The following is a 24,503-nucleotide window of genomic DNA, read 5'->3' on the forward strand; positions in this document are numbered from 1 at the left end:
ATTCAAATAACAGCGTGAAAATTGTATTATATCATTATCTTAAATGGCGGATATCGCGAACAGGAACGAATGTCCGCCGCAAAATCGGGATTGAAAATGTATCGTGATAAAAAGATCGCTCTTGTAATACCCGCGTATAAAGAAGAAAAACTGATAGTTGACACGCTGCGCAGCGCGCCGCCGCTGGTGGACAGGATTTACGTGGTGGACGACGCAAGCCCCGACCGGCTGGCTGAGGTGGTGCTTGGAATAGCGAAAACCGACCCGCGCGTTAACCTGCTCCGCCACAAAACGAACCTCGGCCCCGGCGCCGGTATTATAACCGGATACAGGCAGGCAGCCGCCGACGGCTGCGACATAACTTTGGTGGTGGGCGGCGACAATCAGATGCTGTTAAGCGAAGCCTCTCATTTTCTGGACCCGCTGGTGGACGGCAGAGCGGATTACGCAAAAGGCAACCGTTTTCTTGACGCCAACCTGGAAGACACCCTCTCAAAAATGCCAACAATAAGACTGTTCGGCAACTGGCTGATAACGGCCCTTACAAAAATATCCTCCGGCTACTACAAAACGATGGATGTTGTGGACGGCTACACCGCCATTACCCGCAGAGCCATTGAAACCATAAACTGGTCCCGCGCCTGGAAGGGCTACGGCTACCCGATGGATTTCTTAGTGCGTCTTAACGCCTACGGATTCAGGTTAATAGATATACCACGCACTGCCGTCTATCTGCCGGGGGAACGCCAGTCGCAGATAAAGGGCTTTAACTACGCCCTCAAAGTTTCCCCGATGCTTGTGAAGGATTTTTTCTGGCGGCTTAACTTCAAATATATGTACCGCGACTTTCACCCGCTGGTGTTCTTCTATTACCTCGGCCTGACCCTGCTGCCGGCCGGTTTTTTGTCCGGGCTTTACCTGGTTTACGACAAAATTCTGCGCGGCGGCTACGCCGTGACCGCGCCAAGGTCCATTTTTGTGGCGCTCCTGATAATTTCAGGAATTCAATTTCTGCTTTTCGCGATGCTCTTCGACATGGAACAGGGCCAGAAGTGAGTTTATGATCGAAAAAGCCAGGAATTGGCTGAATTCTGAAAAAAACTTTCTTTACGCGCTGTTCGGATTTTCCCTCCTGATACGGCTGGCTTATGTTCTGCCTCTGCCAGCCGGCAAGCTTTCCCCTGACGCCTATGATTGGATCAACGGCGGCTGGTCCATAGCGCACGGGACCGGCTTCGGCGGTTCCTGGCGGCCGCCCGGGTATGCGTTTTTCCTGGCCGCGATATTCTTTATTTTCGGGAAATCCGTAGTTGCGGCGCGCGTAATGCAGGCTCTGCTCGGCGCGCTGACCTGTCTGCTGACTTACAGAACCGGAAAGAAGATATTCACGGAAAATACCGGAAGGATCGCGGGCGCCTTGGCGGGCTTTTATCCCTATTTCATAGCCTATACCGGAGATCTGCTCAGCGAAACATTCCTTACTTTCATGCTGGCCGCGGCCATTTATCAGATCGTTAAAACGGCCGAAGCGCCGTACTGGAAAAACCTCGCCCTTACCGGAATTCTTATAGGCCTGACCGGACTGACAAAGTCCGTGGTACTGCCGTTCTTCGCGCTGGCATGCGCCTGGCTCTGGTGGCAGACCGGAAAATTCAGAACGGCTTTTCTGGCCGGGGTTTTTACGCTCCTGACCATCGCCCCCTGGACTCTGCGGAACTATTTTCATTACGATAAAAGCTATGTCATGCCGGTAAGCACCCCCTGGTTCAGCCTGTACGGTTCCTCCTGCGATGAGGCGCTATTAAACGAAACCACCGGGGATATATTAAAAGGGCCGGGTGTCGAACGAATTGACCAGTTCCTGCCGCCGGACTGGGAGTACGCGGCGGCGCTCCCGCTGCCGGAACGCGACAAGTACTGCAAGGAAAAAGCGCTGGGCTGGATAAAGAACAACCCCCGCAAGTTTACCTGGCTGCTTTACAGGCGTTCCCTGCATTTCTGGAGGCTTTACCCCGTGATAGCGTACGGCCGTGAGAAAGCCGCGGCCATGGCCACTTCAGGGCTCTACATCCCGCTGGCGGTGATAGGGTTCTTCCTTTCACTGCCGGCTTTCAAGAGAACTTCACTCTTGCTGGCTTTGTTTTTAAGTTACACTCTGGTAAATATTTTTTTCGCGACGATGATAAGATACAGGGTCCCTATCGACCCTTTTGTGATCATGTTCGCGGCCTGCACAATTGAAAGGGCTTATACAGCCCTTCATATCAGAAAGAGCTAAACACCCTTGAGATCGGCTGCGGAACGGGACACTTCACCGGGTTTTGCCACCGAATACAGCGTCACATTGTCATGAGAGATCACCGGTTTGAGAAAGTTTTCCCTAAGCCATTCTACGGGGAGTTCAGCCCCGCCATCTTTCCAGAGCGCGCTTCTGGCCCCGTCTGACTTAAAATTGTCCCAAACCACCACGACATACTCTATTCCCGCTTTCTCAAATTCCGCCGACACGCCAAGAGGGGATAAACCGTAAAAATCAATACCGAAGGCGTCCATCCCGAAAACCCTGTGCCGGGGATAGTTCAGCTGGGGGGCTCCCAGATTACACATAAAAAATATACCGGCCCCCTCCCGGATATTGCGGTTTATGTAGCTCACAAAAAAAGACTTTTCCCAGAAATCATAACCGCGGTCAAAATAATTTTTCCGGGACTGCAGCCCAAAAAACACCGGCAGACGCTTTCCGCCAAAATACAGAGAAAGAGCCAGGTTTGTAATAAGGGACAGGGAAATAAGCGCGGCGATGTAGCCGCGTAAGGTCCTGACGGCACAGAGCCGTTCCGCGGCGTAGGCCACCGGGATCGACAGCAGAGCGAAGCTGAGCAGACTATGGCGGGTCAGCTGGAAAGAAATGTGGGCCATAAACAGCAGCAGAACGTTAAGAGCCGCTATGCCCAGCAGAAGCATGGAAATATCCCGGCCATCCTTGTCCCTGAGCCTGAAGAGGAATACCGCCGGCAGAAAAGCGGCAAACACCGGCCCTATGCCCCATATGATATCCCCCGCGGAACTGAAATTCGCCATCATGCCCGGCAGGTCAAAGAACGACTGCTTTTTCAAATGCCCCAGGTACAGCAGTCCGTCATATTTCAAACCCGGCAGCAGCCGCGCGGGATAAAGGGGGTTGCCGGTAAGCGCGGCGGTGCGCGCAAGATATGGGATCAGGGCCGCAAATGAAACGGCCGCGAACGCCGCGGCGGACTTAACAGCGCCGGCCAGGCGCTTTCTTTCTTCATAAACAACAGCCAGCGGAAATATTATGAGCAGCGGGAAAGCGGTGTACTTGCAGGCGGCGTGAGCCCCGGCCAGGACCGCCGCAAGCATCAGAGCGCGCGGCTCTTTTGAGGACAGCCAGCCGGCAAAAGCATAAACCGCAAGCAAGGCGTAAAAAAGCGTGCCCAGGTCCGTATTGCCCACGCCGGAAAGAGAAGTTACCATCGGCATGGTATAGAACAGAACGCAGGCCAGCAGTGCCTGACTGCGGTCAAGGAATCTCCGCGCAAGCAGCCAGACGCAAAGCAGGCAGAAAAGCCCGGAAACATAGTGAAAAAGACGCGCCGCCTGCACTGAACCCGCGCTGACAAGCGCCAGATAGTCAGCCAGTACTCCGTAAGGGAAATACTGCGCCGAAGCTCCGGGCAGGGCGTAGATAGCGTGCGCGCGCGCCCATTTAGCCGGTATTCCCAGGTAGGTCGAAATTTCGTCCTCGGCGCAGGGCGGGCAGTAATTGTAGAAAAAATTAAAAACCGCGGCCGTAAAAATAACAGCAAGCAGCAGTTTTTCGACGCGCGATAAAGGCCCCGGCCTGATCTCCCCGAACCTCCTGAAAAAGACGGAGATTTCTTTTCTGCCAAGCCAGACGGCCACCGCAAAAAGTGATAAAAAAACCGGCCTGTAAACCAGGCCGGCCAGCCCTAGCGCGTAGGAGAGGTAGGAAAATGCGAATAAACCAAGACCGGTGGAAAGGAGAAAGTCCCCTGCCGCGGGCTCCGAATCCGGACGCGTAAAAAAACCAAGCGCCATACGGCCAAGCCCGGCGCAGGCAAGAACGAATAACGCTATAACGCAGATATCCAGGGGCAGGGTCAGTATCATTTCAGAAACCGGCCAGTTTGTGCAGGCCTTTGGCCACGTTACCGCTCTTTAAGAAGTTTAAAAAAAACGCCAGATAGTTAGCGGCGGACCAGACTATGAACGCGAAGGCGAGCATCCTGTTTTTCACCGCCGGCCGCCTTTGGCGCGGTAAAATTCAAGCAGATCCGGCCGCCCCGAAAGCCATTCCGCGGTCTTTTTAAAACCGCCCGCAAAATTAAAACGCGGTTCCCAGCCGAGTTCCCGCCGTATCAGGCGGCTGTCAGAGATCCAGACCCCGGTGTCCCAGGAACGGGCCGGCATGCTTCCCCACTTCGGTTCGGCGGCCAGGCGCATTACGCCGCGCGCAGTTTCAACGGCCTCGCGCAGCGTTGTCTGCGTACCCGTGCCCACATTGTAGATGGAGCCGCGCGGGACATCCGCGCGGGCGGCGGCCAGCAGATAAGCGTCGCAGACATCGTCCGCGTAAACATAATCGCGCGCAGTTTCCGGGGCGGCCAGCGGCGGAAAGCCGCCGCGCAGACCGTTGATTATCAGCGCCGGAATAAAACGGCCGGGATCCTCGAAGGGCCCGTAAACGGAATAAAGGCGGAGCGTGACCGCGTGTACGTCCCTGGCGCGGGAGATATACCTGCAGAAATTCGTGGCGGCCGACTTGGTTACGGCGTAGCAGCTGTTGGGTTCAGGACACTCCCCCTCTCCGGGCGCGTGGTCCTTGAAACCGTACTCGGAGGAAGAACCGGTATTCACAAAAGCCTCGAACCCGCGCTCAAGGCAGGCGCCGAGCAGGTTCATTGTGCCGGAGATGTTTGTGCGCACTATGGCGTCGGAGTCCGTCTGCCAGGAATAGGCGCCGTGCGCCGCGAGGTGGAAGATCCAGTCCGGTCTGACGGTCCCGGCTATTTCGGAAAGCCGCGCCTTGTCGTCCAGAGCAGACTCGTGAAAAAACAGTTTTGACTTTATATCGCCCAACCGCCAGGCCGTGTGCTCCGGGCGCACCAGCAGGTGCGTTTCGTGCCCCGCCTCCAGCAGGCGCCGCGCCAGGTTTGCCCCTACGAAACCGGTGCCTCCGGTCAGCATCACCTTTTTCATCGCGGCCTCCCCCCCTCCGGCTTCACGGCTATAAGGTAAATATTGCCGAGCGGCGCCCGCAGCGCCAGCCTCCCGGCGCCGCTCCGCTCCAAAGCCCAAAGCGCGGCCCGTTTCAGAGCGGGCGGCAGCGGCAGCAGCCGGGTCAGGTAATTCAGCGAATAAGTGTTGAAAACGGGACCGGCTTCTTTAACTTCAAAACCGCGGCTTTCAACAAGGCGCGGCAGTGTGCGGCCGCCGTACAGGAAAGTGTGCTCAATGTCCACTATGGGGCTGCGCTCACCCATCAGCCGCGCGGAAACCGCGTCTATATTATGATTCAGCACCAGGATAGCTCCGCCGGGGCGCAGCGCGCGCAGACAGCCGTCAAGCAGCGCGCCCGGGTCGGGGATATGGTCAAGCACCTGGAACATGCATACAATATCGAACTCCCCTTCTGCGAACAGGCCCGGCTTCATGACACTCACGCGGATATTGGAGCGCACCGAGGGAGCGGCCTTTTCGGCGGCCGGGGCGCTGGGCTCCACTCCCCGGACTTTTGTATAGCCGCGCCCGAACGCCTCTTCCAGGAAAAAACCGCTGCCGCAGCCGATCTCCAGCAGGGACCTCGCCGGCGACAGGTATTTCCCGGCTTTCGCCAGGTAGCGGCCGTAAGTGCGGCGTATGTTCTGTATCTCGGAATAATAGTCCAGCGTGCTGGCGGCGTAAAGCCTGGAGAGGGTTTCGGTGTCGGCCACAGGGTCCGAACGGACCAGGCCGCAGGTATTGCATTTCACGGTGCGGTAGTGGACCCGGTCCGGCAGGCGTCTGGCGGAGAATACCGCCGGGTTGAACGCCTCCATGTCAAAATTGGCGGGATACAGTTCTGCCGCGTTTCCGGCGGTATCGCAGACGGGGCAGCGCGTCCGGCGCAGTTCAACGTTTGGCATCTGTTCCGGGCGTATAGTTAAGGTAGCTCTCAACCACGTAGGGCGGGCGGCGCTTAACCTCGTCGTAAATATGGGCAAGGTACGACCCTATGATCCCCAGGCAGAGCAGCTGCACGCCGCCCATGAAAAGTATCAGTATTATGATCGTGGGGAAACCGTGCGGGGCCAGGTCCGGGTAGAGCAGGCGCAGCGCGACCTGTACGATGATGGCGGCAAAGGAGCCGGCTACCGCAAGGAAAGCCAGCCAGATGATAAAGTCAAGCGGGGCATAGGAAAAAGAGAAAATGGCCTTGCGGGCCCAGTCCAGGTTGCGAAGGAAGGAATTCGTGGTGCGGCCGAACATGCGCTCCGGCCTGACGTACGGCACTCCCGCCTGCCTGAACCCGGCCCACGCCCTCAGGCCCCGCATAAGGCGGTTGTTTTCCGGGAGGCTGTTGAGCACGTCAACCACCCTGCGGTCAATAAGCGAAAAATCCCCGGCGTCCAGCGGGATAGGCAGGTAGGACAGCGAGTGAAAAACCCTGTAAAAGATTTTGTAAGCCGCCTGCATGACCAGCGGAGCCTCGCGTTTTTCTCTGACGCCGTACACCACGTCGTAACCCTCGCGCCACTTGCGGTAAAAGCCTTCGATAACTTCGGGAGGGTCCTGCAGGTCTCCGTCGAGCAGTACTACCGCGTCCCCTGAGGCTATGCGCATGCCGCTGGTGAATGCGTTCTGCGACCCGAAATTGCGGGCGTGATTTACCACCAGCAGCTTTTTGTCGGCCGCGGCGAGTCCCGCCAGCACCTCCCTGGAATTATCGGGGCTGCCATCGTTGACAAAAATTATCTCGTAATCCACTCCCAGCTTTTCAAAAACCGTTCGCAGCCTGCCGTACATCACGGGCACGGCCTGCGCGTCGCGGTAGCAGGCGATGATGGCGCTTATTTTGGCTTTTTTTTCGGTGTCGGTCATAATGGTCATTTTTCCGCTCCGCCAAAGGCGCTTTCCCGGGCGAGCTTAAGCGCGGTCTCCGCCAGCGACACGCGGTCCAATCCGCAGGCGCGGTTCATGTATTCTTCGCTGCCGGAGAAACCAGCCGGCATCGTCCTGATGCCGCATCTGGCAAGCCTGCAGGACAGCCCGTGCTCCGCTATAACCTCCGCCGCGATAGAGCCCAGGGCTCCGTTTATGTAATGCGCTTCCACGGTCATCGCGGCTTTAAATTTCCCCAGCAGCCCGGCCAAGTCGTCAACCGGGGCCGGGTTCGCCTCGGCCACCACGGCCACCGTGCAGGCGAGGCCTTTCGCGCGCAGTATTTCGGCTGCGCCGGCGGCCTCTTTCGCTATGCTGCCCATAGCCAGGATAAGCAGGTCGCCGCCTTCGGCCACTATCTGCGCGCGCCCGCGCTCAAAACGCCCGTCGAGCCCCGGCACTATCGTTTTGGCGTCTTTACCGAGCCGGTAATACACAGGCCCGGGGATGTCCCACGTTGCGAGCAGGGCGGAACGCGCCTGCCCGTTGTCGGCCGGGGAAATGACCGTAATCCCCGGCTGCGTTCTCATAACCGCGACATCCTCCACGGCGTAATGCGTTATGCCGTTATGCCCGTATTCAAAGCCGCCGCCGACTCCGACGATGCGCACCGGCAGGCGGTGCAGCGCAGGGCCGTTGCGTATAAAATCGTAGGGTCTGAGCGCGGAAAAAGTGGCTATGGAATAGACAAAAGGCACAAAGCCCGCCTCCGCCAGCCCCGTGGCCACGCCCACCAGATTCTGCTCCGCCACGCCGCCGTTAAAATACCGGCCCGGGAATTTGTCCGCGAACGGCTCAAGTGCAAGGTATCCGATATCCCCGGTCAGCAGCAGCACGCGCGGGTCCTTTTCCGCCAGTTCCACCAGTGTGTCAATAAAAACTTTTCTCATTTCAGTTTTTCAATAGCGGCCAGCGCCAGCCGGTATTCTTCTTCCGACATGGGCCAGTAATGCCACTTGATCTTGCTTTCCATGAAAGGCACGCCCTTGCCGAAAACGGTGCGCGCCACTACCATGCGCGGCTTGCCGTTTTCGGATGCGGGAGAGGACAGGACGGCCTGCAGGGCTTTTATGTCATGACCATCCACTTCGCGCACGTCCCAGTTGAAAGCCCGCCAACGCCCGGCCATCGGCGACATGGAGAGGACTTCCTCAGTGTAGCCGAAAGCCTGCTGGCCGTTGAGGTCAATAATGGCTGTCAGGTTTGAAAGCTTGTGATGGGCCGCGAACATGGCGGCTTCCCAGACCGCGCCCTCGTTGCATTCCCCGTCGCTCAGCAGCGCGAAAACCCTTCGCCGGGAATTCTGAAGGCGCGCGGCCAGGGCTGCGCCCGCCGCCATAGACAGACCCTGCCCCAGCGCGCCGGTGGAAAAATCTACGCACCCGAGGGAACTTTCCGGGTGTACTCCGAGCGCGGACCCGTCGCCGCAGAACGTCTCCAGTTCATCGCGCGAGATAAAACCCTTAAGGTGAAGCGCGGCGTAAAGCGCAAGGGCGGCGTGGCCTTTTGAAAGCACAAAGCGGTCGCGCTCCGGGCTCTTGGTCTTTTCAGCTTTGATCACCCCGGAATAAAGCGCCGCTATTATATCGGCCACGGAAAGGGCCGAGCCGATATGCCCCACTTTCGCGCGCCATGATCGTTCAAGAATTATTTTTCTTACGGAGTAAGAAGTTATAGGAAGTGAGTTGTCAGCCATAAACCCTGCCGGGGGAATTTTTGCCGGCGCAAATACGCTGACCCGAATCCTTCAGTTGAAGGATTCGCCCGAAGGGCGAAAGTTGCAGTTAACTGCAACTTTCGGGCTAAAGCAAAAGCGCGCGGGATCGCCATCCTCCAGCGCCTTAACTCACTTCATTAGACTAAATTCAAGCCCACCATATCAACCTTTCCCTATAGTCGGGGCAAAAGGAAAAAGGCGCCGCTCTATTGCTATAATATTTTCACATGCTGGAAACTGACGTTCTAATAATCGGCGGCGGGCTTGCCGGCCTCTCCGCGGCCGGGGCGCTGGAAGGCAAAAAAAGTTACATAGCAGCCGAACGCGAGAATCGCCCGGGCGGCCTTGCCGCCACGGTAAAAAAAGGCGGGTTCCATTTTGATTATTCCGGCCACCTGCTGCACCTGCGCTGGCCAAAAACCGCGGCCCTGATACTGGACGCGCTTAAGGGCAATTGCTCCCGTATAAAACGCGACGCCCGTATTTACGCCCACAAAAACTGGACGCCGTATCCCTTCCAGGTGAACCTGTCCGGCATGCCGTATAAAGTAAAAAGCGAATGCGTGGGAGGATTCCTTGCGGCGTACAACAACAGCCATAGGCCATACGCCATAGGCCATACGCAGAAAAGCCCGGAAGTATTCAGCCGCTGGAGCAGAAGGGTTTTCGGAGACGGGATTTCAAAACATTTCATGCTGCCTTACAACGCCAAGCTCTGGCAATACCCGCTGGAGCGCCTTACCACCGAATGGTGCGCGCCTTTCGTGCCGGTGCCCAAACCTGAAGAAGTGCTTGAGGGCGCCTACGGAAAACGGCGCGACGGCCTGGGCTACAACACCGTTTTTCATTATCCGAAACGCGGCGGCATAGGGGCGCTGGCCAACGCTATGGCCCTGATAGCCGGCGGCCTGCGCCTGGGGCTTGAGATTGATAGTCTTAACCTTAAAAAACGCGTGGCAAATATCCGCCATTTCGGCCCGGTTAATTTTAAACACCTGATAAACACAACTCCGCTGAATGAATTTATCGGCAGAACTGAGGACGCTCCAGCCGCGGTAAAGCGGGCGGCGGCCGCCTTGCGCCACAATACTGTTTACGTGCTGAACCTTGGGGTCAAAGGCGTAAGGTCAGACATGCACTGGGGATATTTCCCCGAAGCCCGCTTCCCCTTTTACCGGGCCGGCATAGCCAGCAATTTTTCAAAAAAACTTGCGCCGGCCGGCTGCGCCTCTTTCTATATTGAAATAGCCACCGACGGCCGGGCGCTGAACCTGGCCTCCGCCGAAACGGAAGTAATAAACGGACTTAAGGCCTGCGGCCTTATAGAAAATTCCGGCCAGATCGTTGAAAAACTCTGGCTTAAAATACCCTGCGCCTATGTGATTTATAACAGGGAAAGAACCGAAGCGCTGCCCGTGATTTTTGACTGGCTTAAGGCCAATAAAGCCTCCTCCATAGGCCGCTACGGCGCCTGGAAATATTCATTCATGGAAGAAAGCGTAAAAGAAGGCCTGGAAGCGGCGGAGAAAATACTAGGTAACCGGTAACAAAGCGGAAAAAGGTAAGGGCACAGAGTTTTTTTGTTTACCCAGGCTGTTTATACCGGTTACCGATTACCGCCTACTGATTACCGCTGTTAGAGCAAACCGGCTTCCACCATGGCTTTCTTCAGGGCATAGCGGCTCTTTTCTGTAAGCGGAGTGAGCGGCAGGCGCGGCTCATAACCGCAAAGCCCTAAAAGAGAAGCCGCGTATTTTACCGGGATGGGGTTGGTTTCAATAAACAGCGTTTTGATCAGCGGAAACAGCGCGTGATGCATCTTTGCCGCCGTGTCGGTCCCGCCTTTAAGGAACAGGTCGCACATTTTTGCGGTTTCGGCGGGGGCGATATTTGAAACCACCGAAATAACTCCGCGCGCCCCCACGGACATCATAGGAAGCGTAAGGGAATCGTCCCCGCTCATAACCGCGAAATCCCTATCAAGAATATTTACTATTTCGCTCACCTGGTCAAGATTGCCGGACGCCTCTTTAATTCCGATGATGTTTGAGAATTTCTTTCTTAATGCCAGCACGGTCGCCGGCAGCATGTTCACACCTGTACGCCCGGGGATATTGTAAAGGATCATGGACAGGCGGGTGGCGCGGGCCAATTCAGAAAAATGCGCTATCATGCCGTCCTGCGTGGGCTTATTGTAATAGGGCACAACGGCAAGAAGTCCGTTCACCCCGAGAGTGGAAACTTTTTTCACCATTTCAACGGATTTTGCCGTGGAATTGGTGCCAACGCCGGGCACCACCGGCACTTTTCCCCCCGCCTCTTCCACCGCCAGTTTTATAACTTCAAGGTATTCCTCGGGAGTAAGAGTGGCCGCCTCGCCGGTGGAACCGCAGGGCACCAGGCCAGAGACGCCGCCTTTAAGCTGGAACTTCACGATTTTTTTCAGAGCCTCCCGGTCAATCCCGCCGTTTTTAAACGGAGTTACTATAGCCGTAAAACAACCTTTCAGCTGAAGCATGATGTTTCTCCTTTATCTGTAGTAAACATAAACCCAGTTACACACGACAGGCTAAATTACTTTTTCATATACGGAAACCAATTCTCCCTTCTCCACCAATCGATAGCCGCGTGAAACCTCATGAAATATCTTTTTAAGTTCGTTTAGTCTTCCCAATCTGGACACTCTCTCTATTGCCGTCCCTTCAGGATCAAGTCCAGCCATAGGATCTTTCCCCAGAGAATTCATATCGGAATCCACAAAAATATATCGGGGCCGCCCTTCTTTGAACTTCTTAACTACTTGCGCACACTTGTCGTCATCGATCACGAACCAATTCAGCTCGAAATGCGGCATCATGCTATAGCGACCGCTTACAAAAGGCAGGATGGCGTCAAATTTGGAAATTATATAGATCCCGCGGCTATCGGCGTATTTATTTATTAATCCGGCGGCGTCATTAAATATTGCGGGGTTGATAGTCGAGATCAGTCTGGCGTTCTTAAATTTCCATTCGAAGCATCGGTGAGAGACGAAGTTCCTTGAAACTGTTTTCTTGCCGAACGTGCTGGAATAAAAAGCAGAAGCCGCAACGGCGACGGAAACCAAAGCAATAATCAGCAGCATCGGCTTTAGGTTATGAATAATTTTCCGCAAATAAAGAGGAGACTCATGGTTTTCCATTATTTTTATAGCGAGTATGAGTTGAAAAACGATATATGGGATAACTATCGGGAAATGATTAACCAACCCCGCCCAATAAAAATAGACGAATAATCCCTGTGAGTATACGAACGATAATAGATAGAGATATTTCAGATGACTTCTGGTCGTTCTGATTAGAATTAAAAAGCCGTAAGAAAGTATGAAATATATAATCGTAAACATGACCAGAACCGGGGACGGCGCCCAGGAATAAAGACCGGAAAAATATGTTCTAAGCATGTTTTCTGATGTTGTCCCGGCAAACTTAGTCGCCAGCAAGAAAACCGGGGCCAAAAGCGCGGCCGGCAGGATTACCATAAGATATTTCTTCGTAGCGCTGCGGTTTTCAAACGCATATACGGCAAGCGTCACAATCCAGGCCAGGGCCAGCATTGCCCCGAATTGCCGGTTCATTAATATGCCAAGGGAAACGAATAATAAAGAACAAAGCAAGGAACATCCACGTGCCCTTCCGATGAAAAAGGCAAACATACTCAAAATCAGAAAAACGTCAAAGAAATGTATTGTCGGAATCAGCCCCGGGGCAAAATATAGCGGAATATAGTTGTAAAAGAAATGCATAAAAGCAACTGCGGAAAATCCCAGGAATACGTATAAAGCGTCTTTAAACACAAAATACAGCATTATCAGGAAGGCAAAATAGTAAATTGGATAATAAATATAGCACTTATAATAATTCTGGAACGAGACGCCGCCGAAGATATCCATTGTCCACTTGAAAAGCAGAGTATTACCGACTCCATATTGCATAAAGATTGTTGACAGCGGTTTCCCCATGGCATACTCATTGGCGGTATTCAATATATGCCCGACATGGTTAAGTTGCCCCCTACCCATAACCTGGTGGGATCGCTCAAATGAGTTGTCCGTGACAAATTTCTTTATAAAGACATCTCTCTGAGTTGCCGAGATTTTGGAGAGAAAGGCATCATTCCTCACATACTCACCATCAACCAGTGTTTCGCTGAATAACTCAGGATATTCATTCATTAATCGCGCGGGACCGATAAAAAAAAGGATGGGTTCCAAGGAAACGAACAAAAATAAAAGCACCACAGCAGGAAATAAGAGTTTTTTACAATAGGATACCGGAACAAAATAGCCCGCCGGAGCAAAAACGAGGAAAGAAGCCGAGATCCAAAGTTTATGGCTCTTAAAGGGCAGAACATAACCGGCGACAATGATAACGGAAACGCCAAGCAGATAATAGACGGTGCGTTTTGACACGCCCTCCACTCTGGCGCCGATTTTCTTAAAATAATCCGATGGGAGGCAATATATTACCAGGGCAAAAATTCCAAAAACGACTGAAAAGAGCATATAGTTGAGCAAATTCGCCTCATACGGATGATAAAAAAGAACCGCCCACTTTTTAATAGCGTAAGCAGAGTCCGCAAAAAGGTATTTTTTCAAGAGGTCGCCCATCTTCCAAATAAGCACAGATAGGCCTAAAAGCGACATAAGAATCTGAGCGTAGAACAGATGACTAATTTGAAAAAGAGCCTTCTTCATAATCAATATTTTTCCTTCTAAACCGGAAGTTCCGCTAAAGCTTTACGATAAGCATCCGTTTAGAATACATTTCCGTAATGTGGCCGGATTGTCCGCCTAAACCGATCTCTCAAAAAAAGCAACGATCAGCTTTTTTCGGATCTGTAGTAAACATAAGCCCGGCTATCGTTAGTTTTCCCCTGTTACCTGACACCTTCAACCTCCTAAAAAAACACAAAAAGCGTTCCCCCTTCCACCATCTTATCTATACCGCAAAAAGCAGAGTGTTTTTATCAAATTTTTATGTGGTTTCCCCGGCGACCCGACCGGGCTATCCTGCGGCGCTATTACCTAAAGCCAACCAGCCGGCGTTACTTCATCAAATTTCTATTGTTCCCTTAAAAATTATTTTTGCCGGGCCTTGTATGTATATGTCCGTAACCCGCCCTCCGGATGGTTTGTACCACACTTTAAATCTTTCACCGCTTTTTGAGGTGATTTTCACCGGGGAGCGCAGACCTTCGCAAAGCCCGAACGCTATGGCTGAGGCTGTAATTCCGGTGCCGCAGGCGAGCGTTTCCGCTTCAACTCCGCGTTCATAGGTGCGTATTTTTACAACCCCATTTTCCACACGGACGAAATCCACATTAGTCCCGGCTTTGCCGAAGGCTTTGTGATGGCGCATTAAGCGTCCCAGCGCCGCCACATCCAGCGTTTTCAGGTTTTTCACCACGGCCACCGCGTGCGGAACTCCGGTGTTTAAAAAATGGACCGCTTTGAGCGGATGCGGCCATACGCCTTTATGGAAAAGCGATACCGCCTCCACATCGGGCATGCGCATTTTTACGGTTTCAAGAGAAACTATTTCAACCGGCAGGCAGCCGCTTACGCTTTTAAGCAGAAATTTTTTATTTTTTATCAGACCCGATGCGTAAGCCCACCAGGCCGCACAGCGCGAGCCGTTACCGCAGAAGGTCTCGGAACCGTCCGAGTTAAAGTAGCGCATGTTTATGACGCCGGGCCCCGACTTATTTACATACAAAAGCCCGTCGGCCCCGACGGCGGTTTTTACGGCGCAAAGTTTAACGGCCAGCTTTTTAAACCCCTCACTTTGGCCCTTTTTGGGAAAAAGTGCGGGGCCTGTCAGCAGCACAAAATCATTTCCCGCGCCGGACATTTTAAAAAAATCAAGTTTCATTTCTTCGCACCTGCGGCTTTAAGAAAAGCCTCCGCTATCTGCGCCGTAAAGGGCTCTCCGTTCCGGGCGGCCAGCTCAAAGAAGCCGCGTGCCTGGTCGTTTTTTCCTTCTTTAAAAAACGCCATGGCTTTTATAAGCGAAGCCAACGGATCTTTTGAAACCTTGGCAAGCGCTATGTCAGCCTCGGTACCTGCCGCTTCGGTATTGCCGGATAAAAGCAAATACAACGCCCTTTCAAGCGCCAGGGGGCGGTTTTCAGGAGAAAGCTTGAGCGCGGAATTCATGTAAGCCCAGGCTTTCTTATAGTCGCCTTTGCCCGCCTGAACCCGTGCAAGCGTCCGCGGCCAGAAAGCGTTTGCGGGTTCGGATGCCCGCCCCTTTTCGGTCAGCATTATGACTTCCGGCCAATCCCGCTTTTGAATCATCACCGAAGCGTATTCCGCGAGCACAGCCGGATCGCCGAAATCAGTGAGCGCAACGGCTATGGAATAATGAGTCTTTGCCCTGGCGAGAAACCCGAGCCTTGAGTAAGCTCTGGCCAGGCCCAGATTCGCTTCCAGATCGTCGGAACGGACTGCGAGGATTTTTGTAAAAAGCGTTACGGCATTTTCATAAAAACCCGTATCCAGGTATATGCCGGCAAGACGCGCGGCAAAAAAGAAATTTTCAGGATAAAGCCCGGAGGCCAGGTTATATAAGCTTATGGCCTTGTCGGCAAGCCCCTCGCGTTCGTAACAGCGGCCCATGTATTGGTAGGCGGTCTCCTTAAGTTCCGCGGAAGGCCCCTCTTTCAGGAAAGCGTCGGCCTTATCAAGGACAGATGCGCAGTTGCCGTTTTCAAAATCACCTCGTATAGCCTCGAACATTTCGGGGGTTTTGTCCGGTCCCCTGCTGAAAAAAAAGCAAAAAACCTCAGCCGGCAAAAATGTCAACAAAAGCAGCAGAATGATCTTTCTCATGGTTTGGCCAGTAACAGCGGGACGGAACTGGCAAGCAGCGATTCCTCGGCTTTCTCAAGCCGCCTTGAAGCCTCAATAACTCCCGCGTCGCCTGCCTGGGCGCATTTCTCAAAATCAGCCACCTGTATCCCTTCCACCTCGGGCTTTATAAGAAAATCGGCGTCCTTCTCTGAATTTCTGGCCAGCATCGAGCCGCGTATATCTATAACCTGCAAAAGCGACAAAAGCACGTTCCCGGGCATTTCGCCCGGCAGACTTTCCGTCACGCTCGCCAGCACCCAGTCGGCTCCAAGCCCGCGCGCCGCGTCTATCGGGATAAAATCCACCACGCCGCCGTCCACCAGGTAGCGCTGGCGGTATTGCACCGGCGCGAAAATGCCGGGCAGGTTGACGCTTGCGCGCACCGCGGGCGCCAGTTCCCCTTCGGTAAAAATTATTTTTTCGCCGGTCCTTAAATCCATGGCCACGCAGGCAAAGGGGAGTTTTAATTTTTCAAAACTCAAGTCTCCAAGACGCGTGTCTATGAAACGTTCAATATAGGTGGGGGTGATCAGCTTGTCGGTAAGCAGCAGCCGAAGCAGCTTGATCCCCTTAAAGTCGCGCGAAACCTTGGATTGGGAGGCCTCAAGCCCGAACTTCCATATTTCCTCAACGCTCATGCCGTTCGCGTAAAGAGAGCCGATAACAGCCCCCATGGAGGTACCTGAAACCATGTCAATGGGGAACCCCGCGTATCCCAGGACCTCAAGCAGGCCCGCGTGGGCAAAGCCCCTGGCTCCGCCGCCCGACAGCGCGAGCCCCACTCTGGGGCGGCTAGGCGGTTTTGAAACAATAAGTTTGGTCCAAAGCGCTCCGCGCAGTATGTCGTCGTCGCTTTCCTGTGCGCGCGCGCATACCGGTGCGAGGGTCAGCGCGGCACAGAAAAATGATATTAATAGTGAAAAACGCATAGGCAGGTTAGTTGCAAGTCAAAAGTCGCAGGTCTCAAGCGAAAAAACGCTGAAACTTAAGATTTTTCTTTTTATCTGTTGCTTGTGACTTGAGACTTTCCCTTGACTTGTGACTGCAAAAGGAGCTTTGCTCCTTTTGCTATTTCTCCAGATCATGCCCCTGGGCCCACTCAAGTTTTATTCTCGCAAGCAGCTGGTTGTAAACACTCTCGAAATATTTTTTTTCAAAATCGCATAACGGGCAAAGTGACCGCAGGGCGCCCATCGACGCTTTATTGTTCCGCATAGCCGTTTCATACTCCGCATCAAGGCGCTCAAAAACCGCCTTGCGGTCCTGCGCCTCTTTCTGCCAGAACTCAAGGTCTTTATAGGCGCTTGTTATCTCAAAGCGTATATTATCCTGCAGTTCCACCCTTTTTAGATCCCCCTGACGCTGCTGGGCTTTTTTTTGCAGGACCTGGGTCCAGATATCGTAGGAAAGCGGAAAATTTATACCTACGGAAGCCATCCAATTGTTGGACTTTATGGCGCCGCCCGGGATGGCGGTCTTGTAGCCTATAACATCGTAGCTTGCCCCCAGATAAATATTAGGGTTGCGCCGGAACAGCGCCATGTTTACGGCTATATCGTCCATCTGCGCCTTATAAATTTCACTCTTCATCTCGGAACGGGATTCCATAGCCGTTACCAGACTTTTAGTGACGCTCTCATTTACCGGCTGAAGAACAAATTCCCCGGTGATCTCCACCTGATAACCGGGTTCACGGTTCAACAGCTTTACCAACGCGGCGCCGGCGGATTCAAGGTTTTTTTGGGACAATTCAAGTTCGGAACGCAGTCTGACAAGGGCCAGTTCCACTTCAATATTTTCAAAGGAGTCTTTTTTCAGGCCCGCCGCAAGCGTTTCTGCCCTGGCAAAACAGCGCACCGCGCAGGCGTTAAGCGCCTTGTTGTAAAGCACCGAGTAAAAAGTCATTTTGGCGTTAAAAATAGCGTCATTTTTGACTGTTTCATAATCGACCTTGGCCTGATTATGAGCGGTTTGGGCCAAGCGCACGGTACTGGTATTGCGCCCGCCGGTATAGAGCGGCTGAAGGGCATAAGCCCTGAGGGTGTAAAAATTGTCGTTCACATCGGCGGCAAGATAGCGGTCTCCCAGCTCCGGACCCAGCACCGTGGGATATTCAAGGTTAACCCGGCTGAAAGTGCCGGAAAGGGAAAATTGAGGCAGGTTAAGAAAGCGCGCTTCGTGCACGCGCTGTCTGGCGATGATAATGCCCTGTTCGGCCGCCAAAACGGCCGGATTGTTTTTTACGGTAAGCCTTATGACTTCGTCCAGGGTCAAAGTATCCTGAGCGCGCTGGGCAAAAACCACAGCCGGAAAGAACAACGCTATAAGAACAACCCGCATCTTTTTTGGCATGAACCCTTAAATCTTATAATTCGGCATTATCTCCAGGATTTTTTTTGAGAGCGCCTCGGCCTTAGGCCCCAGGTCCGGATGAGCGAGCGAGGCTTCCTTGCTGAATTCGTCCAGGGCGCGGGTTGTTTCGTGCACGGCTTTTACCATGTTGTTAAACTGGTCCTGCAGGTCCGTAAGCTGATCACCTTTCCTTAAATACACCCTGTGCGTAAGGTCCCCGCCGGCCACTGTGGCGCAGCTTTTTTCGAACTTAAAGATAGGCCCCGCCATGCGGTGAGAAATGACCGCCGACACTATAAGCACTATCACCATGAACATCACTAACTTTATGGCGAAAAGCGGCACTGTTGAGGACAGCTCATCAAGCAGCGGTATCATCATGGGATGTTCTCCCACCACCTTTGACACGGTCCACAGTATGTCAAGCCCCGCTATAATAAAAGCTATGAACACGCTGAAAAATATAAGGGCCATATAGCGGTACTGCAGGCCCTTTTTTATCATTATGGTCTTGCGCTGGAACTGCTGCGCCGGTTTTGCCTGGGTATTTTCAGTCATAAAAGCTCCTTATAATTGTGCGCCATATGCTTTAAGCCATACGCCATAAGCTTTAAGGAATTTTCTTAAATAGCCTATGGCATACGGCTTATGGCTTATGGCAGTTAGAAAAGCACTTCCATCAGTTCAAGCCACTCTTTTGAAACGGTCTTCAGCTCGCCTGTGGCTTTTTCAAGCGAAACACCCACTATCGTGTTGCCCACAAGCGCGCTCATCATGCCGAATTTACCGTCGCGCACCAATTGTGCCGCTTTAACTCCCACCCGGGTGGCCAGCATCCTGTCAAACAGAGTGGGTGAACCGCCGCGCTGCATGTGGCCGATAACGGCGGAGCGGGTTTCTATGCCGGTCTGTTTTTCTATAAAGCCCGCTATGCGCTCGCCCATGCCGCGGTCCCGTAAGATCAGGTGGCCGAACTGGTCAAGCTCGCGCATGGCCGCGTTTTCACCCGCTTCTTCAAGCTCGGAGGCCTCGCTTGTTACCACCAGGGCGAAGTGTTTGCGCGCGTAAACTTCCTTGATCCTGGCCACGATGTCAGCCGGGTTTGTTTTCTTCTCGGGTATACATACATAATCGGCCGAAGCGGCCATGGCGGTAAACAGCGCCACCCAGCCGGCGTGGCGGCCCATAACCTCAAGAACCATCACCCGGCGGTGGCTGCGGCCCGTGTCAATAAGGGCCTCGGCGGCCTCCATGGACTTGGTGGCTGAAGTGTCAAAACCGAAAGTGTAATCGGTGGCGTTAAGATCGTTGTCCATGGTCTTCGGCACACCCACCACGTTCAGCTTATGCTCCTTGTAAAAACGAGTGGCCACGCCAAGAGTATCTTCGCCGCCCATAGCGACCAAAGCATGAAGGTCAAGTTTCTTGAAATTCTCAAGGCAGCTTTTAACGTTTTCCTCTTTTTTAAAGGGATTGGTGCGTGAAGTGCCAAGGATGGTCCCGCCCTTGCCGATAATATATTCGACCAATTCCTTGTTTAAAGGCATGGTAAGGCCTTCCACCAGCCCTTTCCAGCCGTCGGTGATGCCTATGCACGTGTAGCCGTATTTCTCGGCCGCGTACACGCAGCCGCGGATGGCCGGGTTAAGCCCGGGGCAATCCCCCCCGCCCGTTAAAATCCCGATTTTTTTAGACATATATTTTTTCTCCTTAAAACTGTTTTCGTTTGCCATATGCCATAGGCCATAAGCTATAGGGAAACTCCTAAAAAGCATATGGCATATGGCTTAAAGCTTATGGCAGCCTTTATGCGTATGGCATCTTTAGAAATTAGCGCTATATCTCATCTGTACTATGCGCTCCGGCTTTCGCGGGCCTCCGTTGCTAAAAGACCCGTTTTTGCCAAGTTCGCGCACCGCCAGGTCAAGCTGAAAATAAGGCGTAATATAAATCCTGGTCCCGACATTAAGCCTGGACGGATCGGGCGAATGAAAGAGGTTGTCGTATTCAAGCAGGAAGGCGATCTTGTCCTCCAGGGTGTAACTCGCCCCGATAAATCCTAAAACATAGTTCTTGTCAAAATCGGAAATATTGAACCCCCCGTGCGCCATCAGGTTGGGAACCCCGATTTCCTTTGAACCCGCCAGGTAAAGGCCTTTTCCCTTCTCCAGGTATTTCTTGCTCACCTGGTCGTAGTAATAGCCCTGGCCTTCGTAGCCTACGGCGAACGCCGGTATATAATATCCGCCGTCATAAAAGCGGAATTTAACCCGTATTTCCGGCTTACGCATTTTAACCGAGGAATCGGATCCTATCAGGCGATCCACCGTCATGGAAACCCCGAGGTTAAGCCTTTCCTGAACGCCGAAATTAAGCTGGCCCAGTACTCCTCCGTCGGAGTAGAACCTTGTCTTTAGCATAAAGCCATACTGGTCAAGTATGCCCGCGGTGGGCGCGTCTATCAGTTCCGTGTCCGGCAAAACCATGTCCTCGCTCTTGCTTTTTTCAGCTCCGGCGCGGGAGACCGACATAAAAAGCGCCGCAAGAGCGAGCGCCGCTAATTTTATTTTTTTCATTTTAAAACCTTCCTTTTTTGTGTTGCCAACAAAAACCGAATACGGACATGCGAATATGAGCGAATAATTTACCGCACACAGCCGTTTTTTTAACCCGGTTCAGACTGAGTGTTCTTAACCGGGCCCGTCACTATTTTAGAAAATATAAACCGCTTTTTATAGCTATTCGCTATTCCCTAATCCGCTGCCGCACTAAAATCCGCTTTCCACCTGCCATGTTTTATCTCCCAATACCTTTTCTATATCCTTGAAAAGGGCCTCGCTGAAAACGACTCTTTCATTTGTCTCTATCACGTAGGCATTTTTAGCTTTGGTCTGCACCCTTAAATAAACCGGGCAATAGCCGTGGCTTTTGCCAAGGGCGCTTTTAAGTTCCGAAAGCTGTTTCTCGTCAAAAAGCATGCCTTCCGGCAGATTTACAAGCAGGTTTTTGCCCCACTTGTTCATAGCCTCATAAAGGCCCATGGCCTCTTCAGCTATCAGTTCAAAAGCGTTCTCGCCGAAATTTGATTTTTGCACCTTGCCGGAGATTACCACCACTTTATTAAGCGACATCTGCGGACCGAAAACGGCGTATTTTTTAGGGAACAGGCATACCCCTATATTTCCGGTAAGATCTTCAATTTCCAGTTTGGCCATGGCATCGCCCTTCTTGGTCTGCATGGCTTTAAACTGCGATACTATGCCGGCCACGCGCACCATAGCGCCGTCTTCAAAGCCGCCGTTTAAAACCTTTTCCACGGTTGAATTAGCCATCATACTTATCTGGCGGCGGTAACTGTTGAGCGGATGGCCTGAAAAATAAAAGCCCAGCACCTCCCTTTCATTTTTCAGTATGGCGTGCTCGCTTAAAACATGCGGCGTATGACCTTTTTCGGGCGTAGACCCGAGCGGCTCCGGCGGAGCGAACAGCATATCCTGGTTTACATCCCGGGCCGGCTTGCCGGAGCCGGCCACAAAAGCATCTATCGCTTCTATAGCGCGGGTGCGGGAAAGCGGCGCTTCTTTAGCGGGAAACAGGCAGTCAAAGGCCCCGGCTTTGGCAAGCGACTCAATTACCCGTTTATTGAGCTGTTTTGAGTCGGCGCGCATTGTGAATTCCTCAAAAGATTTGAAAAGCCCGTTTTTTGATCTCTCAGCCACAAGCGCCTCAACCACTCCCTCCCCCACATTTTTTACCGCCGTAAGGGCGAAGCGCAGGGCCGGCTTGCCGGAACGCTCCTCCATGGCGAAGGTCCCGACCGAACAATTAACGTCCGGGCCCAGTATCTCTATGCCCATGTCCTGGGCTTCGCCCACATAAGTGACCAGCTTGTTTTCCTCTTCGGTCCCTATGGGGCTTTTTCCAATTTCGCTGGTCAGAATAGCGGACATATATTCCACAGGGTAATTGGCCTTAAGCCAGGCGGTCTGGTAGGCCACCAGGGCGTAGGCGACCGAATGGGACTTATTAAAACCATAGCCGGCGAACTGCGCCATCTGGTCAAAAACTTTAGTGGAAAGCTTCTGGGAAATATCCTTTTTTTTGGCGCCTTCAACAAATTTAGCCCGCGCCTCCTCCATAACTTCGGCGTTCTTTTTTCCCATGGCTTTTCTCAGCCCGTCGGCCTCGCCTGGCGTGAATCCGCCCAGGCTCTTTGAAATCTCCATCACCTGTTCCTGGTAAACCATGGTGCCGTAGGTGTCTTTAAGTATCGGCTCGAGCAGCGGATGATCATAAACTATTTTTTTGCGGCCGTGCTTGCGGTCGACAAACTGGTCCAGCATTCCGCTTTGTATGGGGCCGGGGCGGTAAAGGGCCACCAGGGCCGACACATCGCTGAACTGGGAGGGTTTAAGGCCCTTTATCAATTTTTTCATTCCATCGGATTCCAGCTGAAATACGCCCGTGGTACGGCCGTCGCATAGTAACTGAAAGGTTTTTTCGTCGTCAAGAGCTATGGCGTAAATATCAAAATCCTTATCTTTGTCCTTGATCAGTTTTGAGGCGGTTTCTATGATTGTAAGAGTGCGCAGGCCGAGGAAATCCACCTTCAGCAGTCCGAGACGCGAAAGCATATTGCCGTCGTACTGGCTGGTAATGACATTTTTTGTGTTACGGTTTGAAAGCGGGGTATAATTGGCAAGCTCTTCCTTGGTTATCAGCACGCCGGCCGCGTGAACCCCGGTATGGCGCCTTAAGCCCTCAATTTTTACTGCTATTTCAAACATCTTCTTGACCTTGGGGTCCCTTTGGGCGCATTCTTTCATCTCAACAGAGGTATTTACGGCCTGATAAAGAGTTTCCCCCTCAGGGATAAGCTTACAGATGGCGTTCACGTCCGTAAGGGAAATACCCATCACCCGCCCCACATCGCGCACGGCGCTTTTTGACTTTATGGTGCCGTAAGTTATGATATTGGCCACATTGGCGACGCCGTACTTCTGCCTTACATATTCCACCACCTTTTCGCGGCCGTCGTCGGCAAAGTCAATGTCCAGATCGGGCATGCTTTTGCGGTCCGGATTTAAAAATCTTTCAAAAAGCAGGCCGTTCACCAGCGGGTCAACGCGGGTTATATCAAGAGTGAAAGCCACAAGCGAGCCCGCGCCCGAGCCGCGGCCGGGACCTACCGGCACGGAGTTCGCCCTGGCATAGAGTATAAAATCCATGACTATCAGGAAGTAGCTTGAAAACCCCATCCGCCTGATCACATCCAGCTCATATTCCAGCCGTTTCCTGTAAGCTTCGCCCGCCCCTGGAACTTTGCGTTTAAGGCCCGCCTCGCACAAATCCCTTAGATAGTGGAAATCTCCTTCATTTTTACCGTCGGCGTTGTGTTTTTCGTACTCAGGCGGTATTTGAAAAGCGGGCAGATACAATTTACCGGTTTCGACTTTCAGGTCGCACTGCGCCGCTATTTCCAATGTGTTCTTAACGGCCTGCGGGGTATGGGAAAAAAGCTTTACCATTTCCTCCTGGCTCTTGAAATATAATTCGTGGGTGCTCATGCGCATACGGTCTGGATCGCTTACCTGCGAACCGGTGGAAATGCAGATGTGCGCGTCATGCGCCTCCCAGTCGTCTTTTTTAAGGTAATGACAGTCGTTCGTGGCTACAACGGGCAGACCGGTTTTTTTGGCCACCTCAAGGAGATTTTTAAGGGCCTCGGTTTCCTCCGGTATGCCGTGGTCCATTAATTCAAGGTAAAAATTGCCGGCACCCACAATATCGCGATATTCGCAGGCGATTTTGGCGGCCTCATCCACATTGCCCGCGGCGCAGGCCCTGGCCACATGGCCCTTGAGGCAGCCGGAGAGAAAAACCAGCCCCTCGTGATGCTGCGAGAGCAATTCGTTGTCCACCCTGGGGTCGTGGTAAAAACCCTCTATGAAGCTTTTTGAAACCATCCGCATCAGGTTCTGATAACCCTTAAAATCCCTGACCAGCACCGTCATATGGCCGTTATCCCTGCGGGTAGTACTTTTGTCTTTAGTAAGCCTGGAACCGCGGGTGGTGTAAATTTCGCAGCCTATGATGGGTTTCAGGTTAAGCGGCTTTGCGGTGAAATAAAACTCCATGGCCCCGTACATATTGCCGTGGTCGGTAATGGCAAGCGCCGGGGTTTTTTTATCGGCGAGCGTTTTCAAAAATTCGGAGGGGTGTCCCTCGCCGTCGGTAATGCGCAGCATCCCGTCCAGCAGGGAATATTCCGAATGGTTATGCAAATGAATGAAATCAGCCGGTTGCATTGGATTACAATTATATAAATTAAGGAGGACGGGCCGGAAACTAAAAAGCAAA

At 52.9% G+C, this 24,503-nt stretch carries 20 protein-coding genes; 3 read left to right on the top strand and 17 right to left on the bottom strand.

The features are described 5' to 3' along the window. Positions 1-96: 96 nt before the first annotated feature. Both NTX59_14115 and NTX59_14120 read left to right on the top strand, forming a co-directional pair. On the top strand, positions 97-1,056 hold the full coding sequence (locus tag NTX59_14115) for a glycosyltransferase family 2 protein (protein MCX5786813.1): 960 nt from the start codon (positions 97-99) through the stop codon (positions 1,054-1,056). Positions 1,057-1,060: 4 nt separating this feature from the next. Further along, complete coding sequence (locus NTX59_14120; protein MCX5786814.1) at positions 1,061-2,278, top strand: glycosyltransferase family 39 protein; 1,218 nt, start codon at positions 1,061-1,063, stop codon at positions 2,276-2,278. On the opposite strand, the gene NTX59_14125 is transcribed toward NTX59_14120, so the two are convergent. The 7 genes from NTX59_14125 to NTX59_14155 are packed head-to-tail and all read right to left on the bottom strand — an operon-like array spanning position 2,275 to position 8,878. Further along, positions 2,275-4,152 carry a glycosyltransferase family 39 protein gene (locus NTX59_14125; protein ID MCX5786815.1) on the bottom strand — a complete coding sequence of 626 codons (1,878 nt, stop codon included), beginning with the start codon at positions 4,150-4,152 and terminating at the stop codon, positions 2,275-2,277. The genes NTX59_14120 and NTX59_14125 overlap by 4 nt on opposite strands. Before the next feature lies 1 nt (position 4,153). Then, entirely contained in the window at positions 4,154-4,279 is a 126-nt protein-coding gene (locus NTX59_14130; GenBank protein ID MCX5786816.1) for a hypothetical protein, read from the bottom strand. After that, entirely contained in the window at positions 4,276-5,241 is a 966-nt protein-coding gene (locus NTX59_14135) for an NAD-dependent epimerase/dehydratase family protein (protein MCX5786817.1), read from the bottom strand. The genes NTX59_14130 and NTX59_14135 overlap by 4 nt, the downstream gene beginning before the upstream one ends. After that, entirely contained in the window at positions 5,238-6,167 is a 930-nt protein-coding gene (locus NTX59_14140; protein MCX5786818.1) for a class I SAM-dependent methyltransferase, read from the bottom strand. Before NTX59_14140 ends, NTX59_14135 begins: the two co-directional genes overlap by 4 nt. Beyond that, positions 6,154-7,122, bottom strand: a complete 969-nt coding sequence (locus NTX59_14145) for a glycosyltransferase family 2 protein (protein MCX5786819.1) — start codon at positions 7,120-7,122, stop codon at positions 6,154-6,156. The genes NTX59_14140 and NTX59_14145 overlap by 14 nt, the downstream gene beginning before the upstream one ends. 5 nt (positions 7,123-7,127) lie before the next feature. Then, a complete protein-coding gene (locus NTX59_14150; protein ID MCX5786820.1) occupies positions 7,128-8,072 on the bottom strand; it encodes a 1-deoxy-D-xylulose-5-phosphate synthase in 945 nt (314 codons plus the stop codon). Continuing rightward, positions 8,069-8,878 (bottom strand): transketolase, encoded by an 810-nt coding sequence (locus NTX59_14155; GenBank protein MCX5786821.1) that lies wholly within the window; start codon positions 8,876-8,878, stop codon positions 8,069-8,071. Before NTX59_14155 ends, NTX59_14150 begins: the two co-directional genes overlap by 4 nt. A 248-nt stretch (positions 8,879-9,126) precedes the next feature. Here NTX59_14155 and NTX59_14160 point away from each other — a divergent pair, with 248 nt between their 5' ends. Then, positions 9,127-10,446 (top strand): NAD(P)-binding protein, encoded by a 1,320-nt coding sequence (locus NTX59_14160; protein ID MCX5786822.1) that lies wholly within the window; start codon positions 9,127-9,129, stop codon positions 10,444-10,446. Between the two features lie 89 nt (positions 10,447-10,535). On the opposite strand, the gene dapA is transcribed toward NTX59_14160, so the two are convergent. The 10 genes from dapA to dnaE all read right to left on the bottom strand — a co-directional run bounded on the left by dapA (position 10,536) and on the right by dnaE (position 24,451). After that, complete coding sequence (gene dapA, locus NTX59_14165; GenBank protein ID MCX5786823.1) at positions 10,536-11,417, bottom strand: 4-hydroxy-tetrahydrodipicolinate synthase; 882 nt, start codon at positions 11,415-11,417, stop codon at positions 10,536-10,538. Between the two features lie 51 nt (positions 11,418-11,468). After that, a complete protein-coding gene (locus NTX59_14170) occupies positions 11,469-13,112 on the bottom strand; it encodes a hypothetical protein (protein ID MCX5786824.1) in 1,644 nt (547 codons plus the stop codon). 880 nt (positions 13,113-13,992) lie between these two features. Next, positions 13,993-14,811: a diaminopimelate epimerase gene (gene dapF, locus NTX59_14175; protein MCX5786825.1), complete on the bottom strand. Its 819-nt coding sequence runs from the start codon at positions 14,809-14,811 to the stop codon at positions 13,993-13,995. After that, positions 14,808-15,770 (bottom strand): tetratricopeptide repeat protein, encoded by a 963-nt coding sequence (locus NTX59_14180; protein ID MCX5786826.1) that lies wholly within the window; start codon positions 15,768-15,770, stop codon positions 14,808-14,810. The genes dapF and NTX59_14180 overlap by 4 nt, the downstream gene beginning before the upstream one ends. After that, positions 15,767-16,720: a patatin-like phospholipase family protein gene (locus NTX59_14185; GenBank protein MCX5786827.1), complete on the bottom strand. Its 954-nt coding sequence runs from the start codon at positions 16,718-16,720 to the stop codon at positions 15,767-15,769. The genes NTX59_14180 and NTX59_14185 overlap by 4 nt, the downstream gene beginning before the upstream one ends. Positions 16,721-16,859: 139 nt before the next feature. Then, positions 16,860-18,143: a TolC family protein gene (locus tag NTX59_14190; GenBank protein MCX5786828.1), complete on the bottom strand. Its 1,284-nt coding sequence runs from the start codon at positions 18,141-18,143 to the stop codon at positions 16,860-16,862. Positions 18,144-18,149: 6 nt separating this feature from the next. Next, the gene (locus tag NTX59_14195) at positions 18,150-18,701 is read right to left on the bottom strand and encodes a methyl-accepting chemotaxis protein (GenBank protein ID MCX5786829.1); all 552 of its coding nucleotides are present in this window, start codon (positions 18,699-18,701) and stop codon (positions 18,150-18,152) included. Positions 18,702-18,805: 104 nt separating this feature from the next. Next, positions 18,806-19,840, bottom strand: coding sequence for an ATP-dependent 6-phosphofructokinase (locus NTX59_14200; protein ID MCX5786830.1), 1,035 nt, complete (start codon positions 19,838-19,840; stop codon positions 18,806-18,808). 126 nt (positions 19,841-19,966) lie between these two features. Then, the gene (locus NTX59_14205) at positions 19,967-20,719 is read right to left on the bottom strand and encodes a hypothetical protein (GenBank protein MCX5786831.1); all 753 of its coding nucleotides are present in this window, start codon (positions 20,717-20,719) and stop codon (positions 19,967-19,969) included. Positions 20,720-20,911: 192 nt separating this feature from the next. Further along, positions 20,912-24,451, bottom strand: coding sequence for a DNA polymerase III subunit alpha (dnaE, locus tag NTX59_14210; GenBank protein ID MCX5786832.1), 3,540 nt, complete (start codon positions 24,449-24,451; stop codon positions 20,912-20,914). Between the last annotated feature and the right edge of the window lie 52 nt (positions 24,452-24,503).

Source organism: Elusimicrobiota bacterium, assembly GCA_026388155.1.
Taxonomy (GTDB): Bacteria; Elusimicrobiota; Elusimicrobia; order Elusimicrobiales; family UBA9959; genus UBA9634.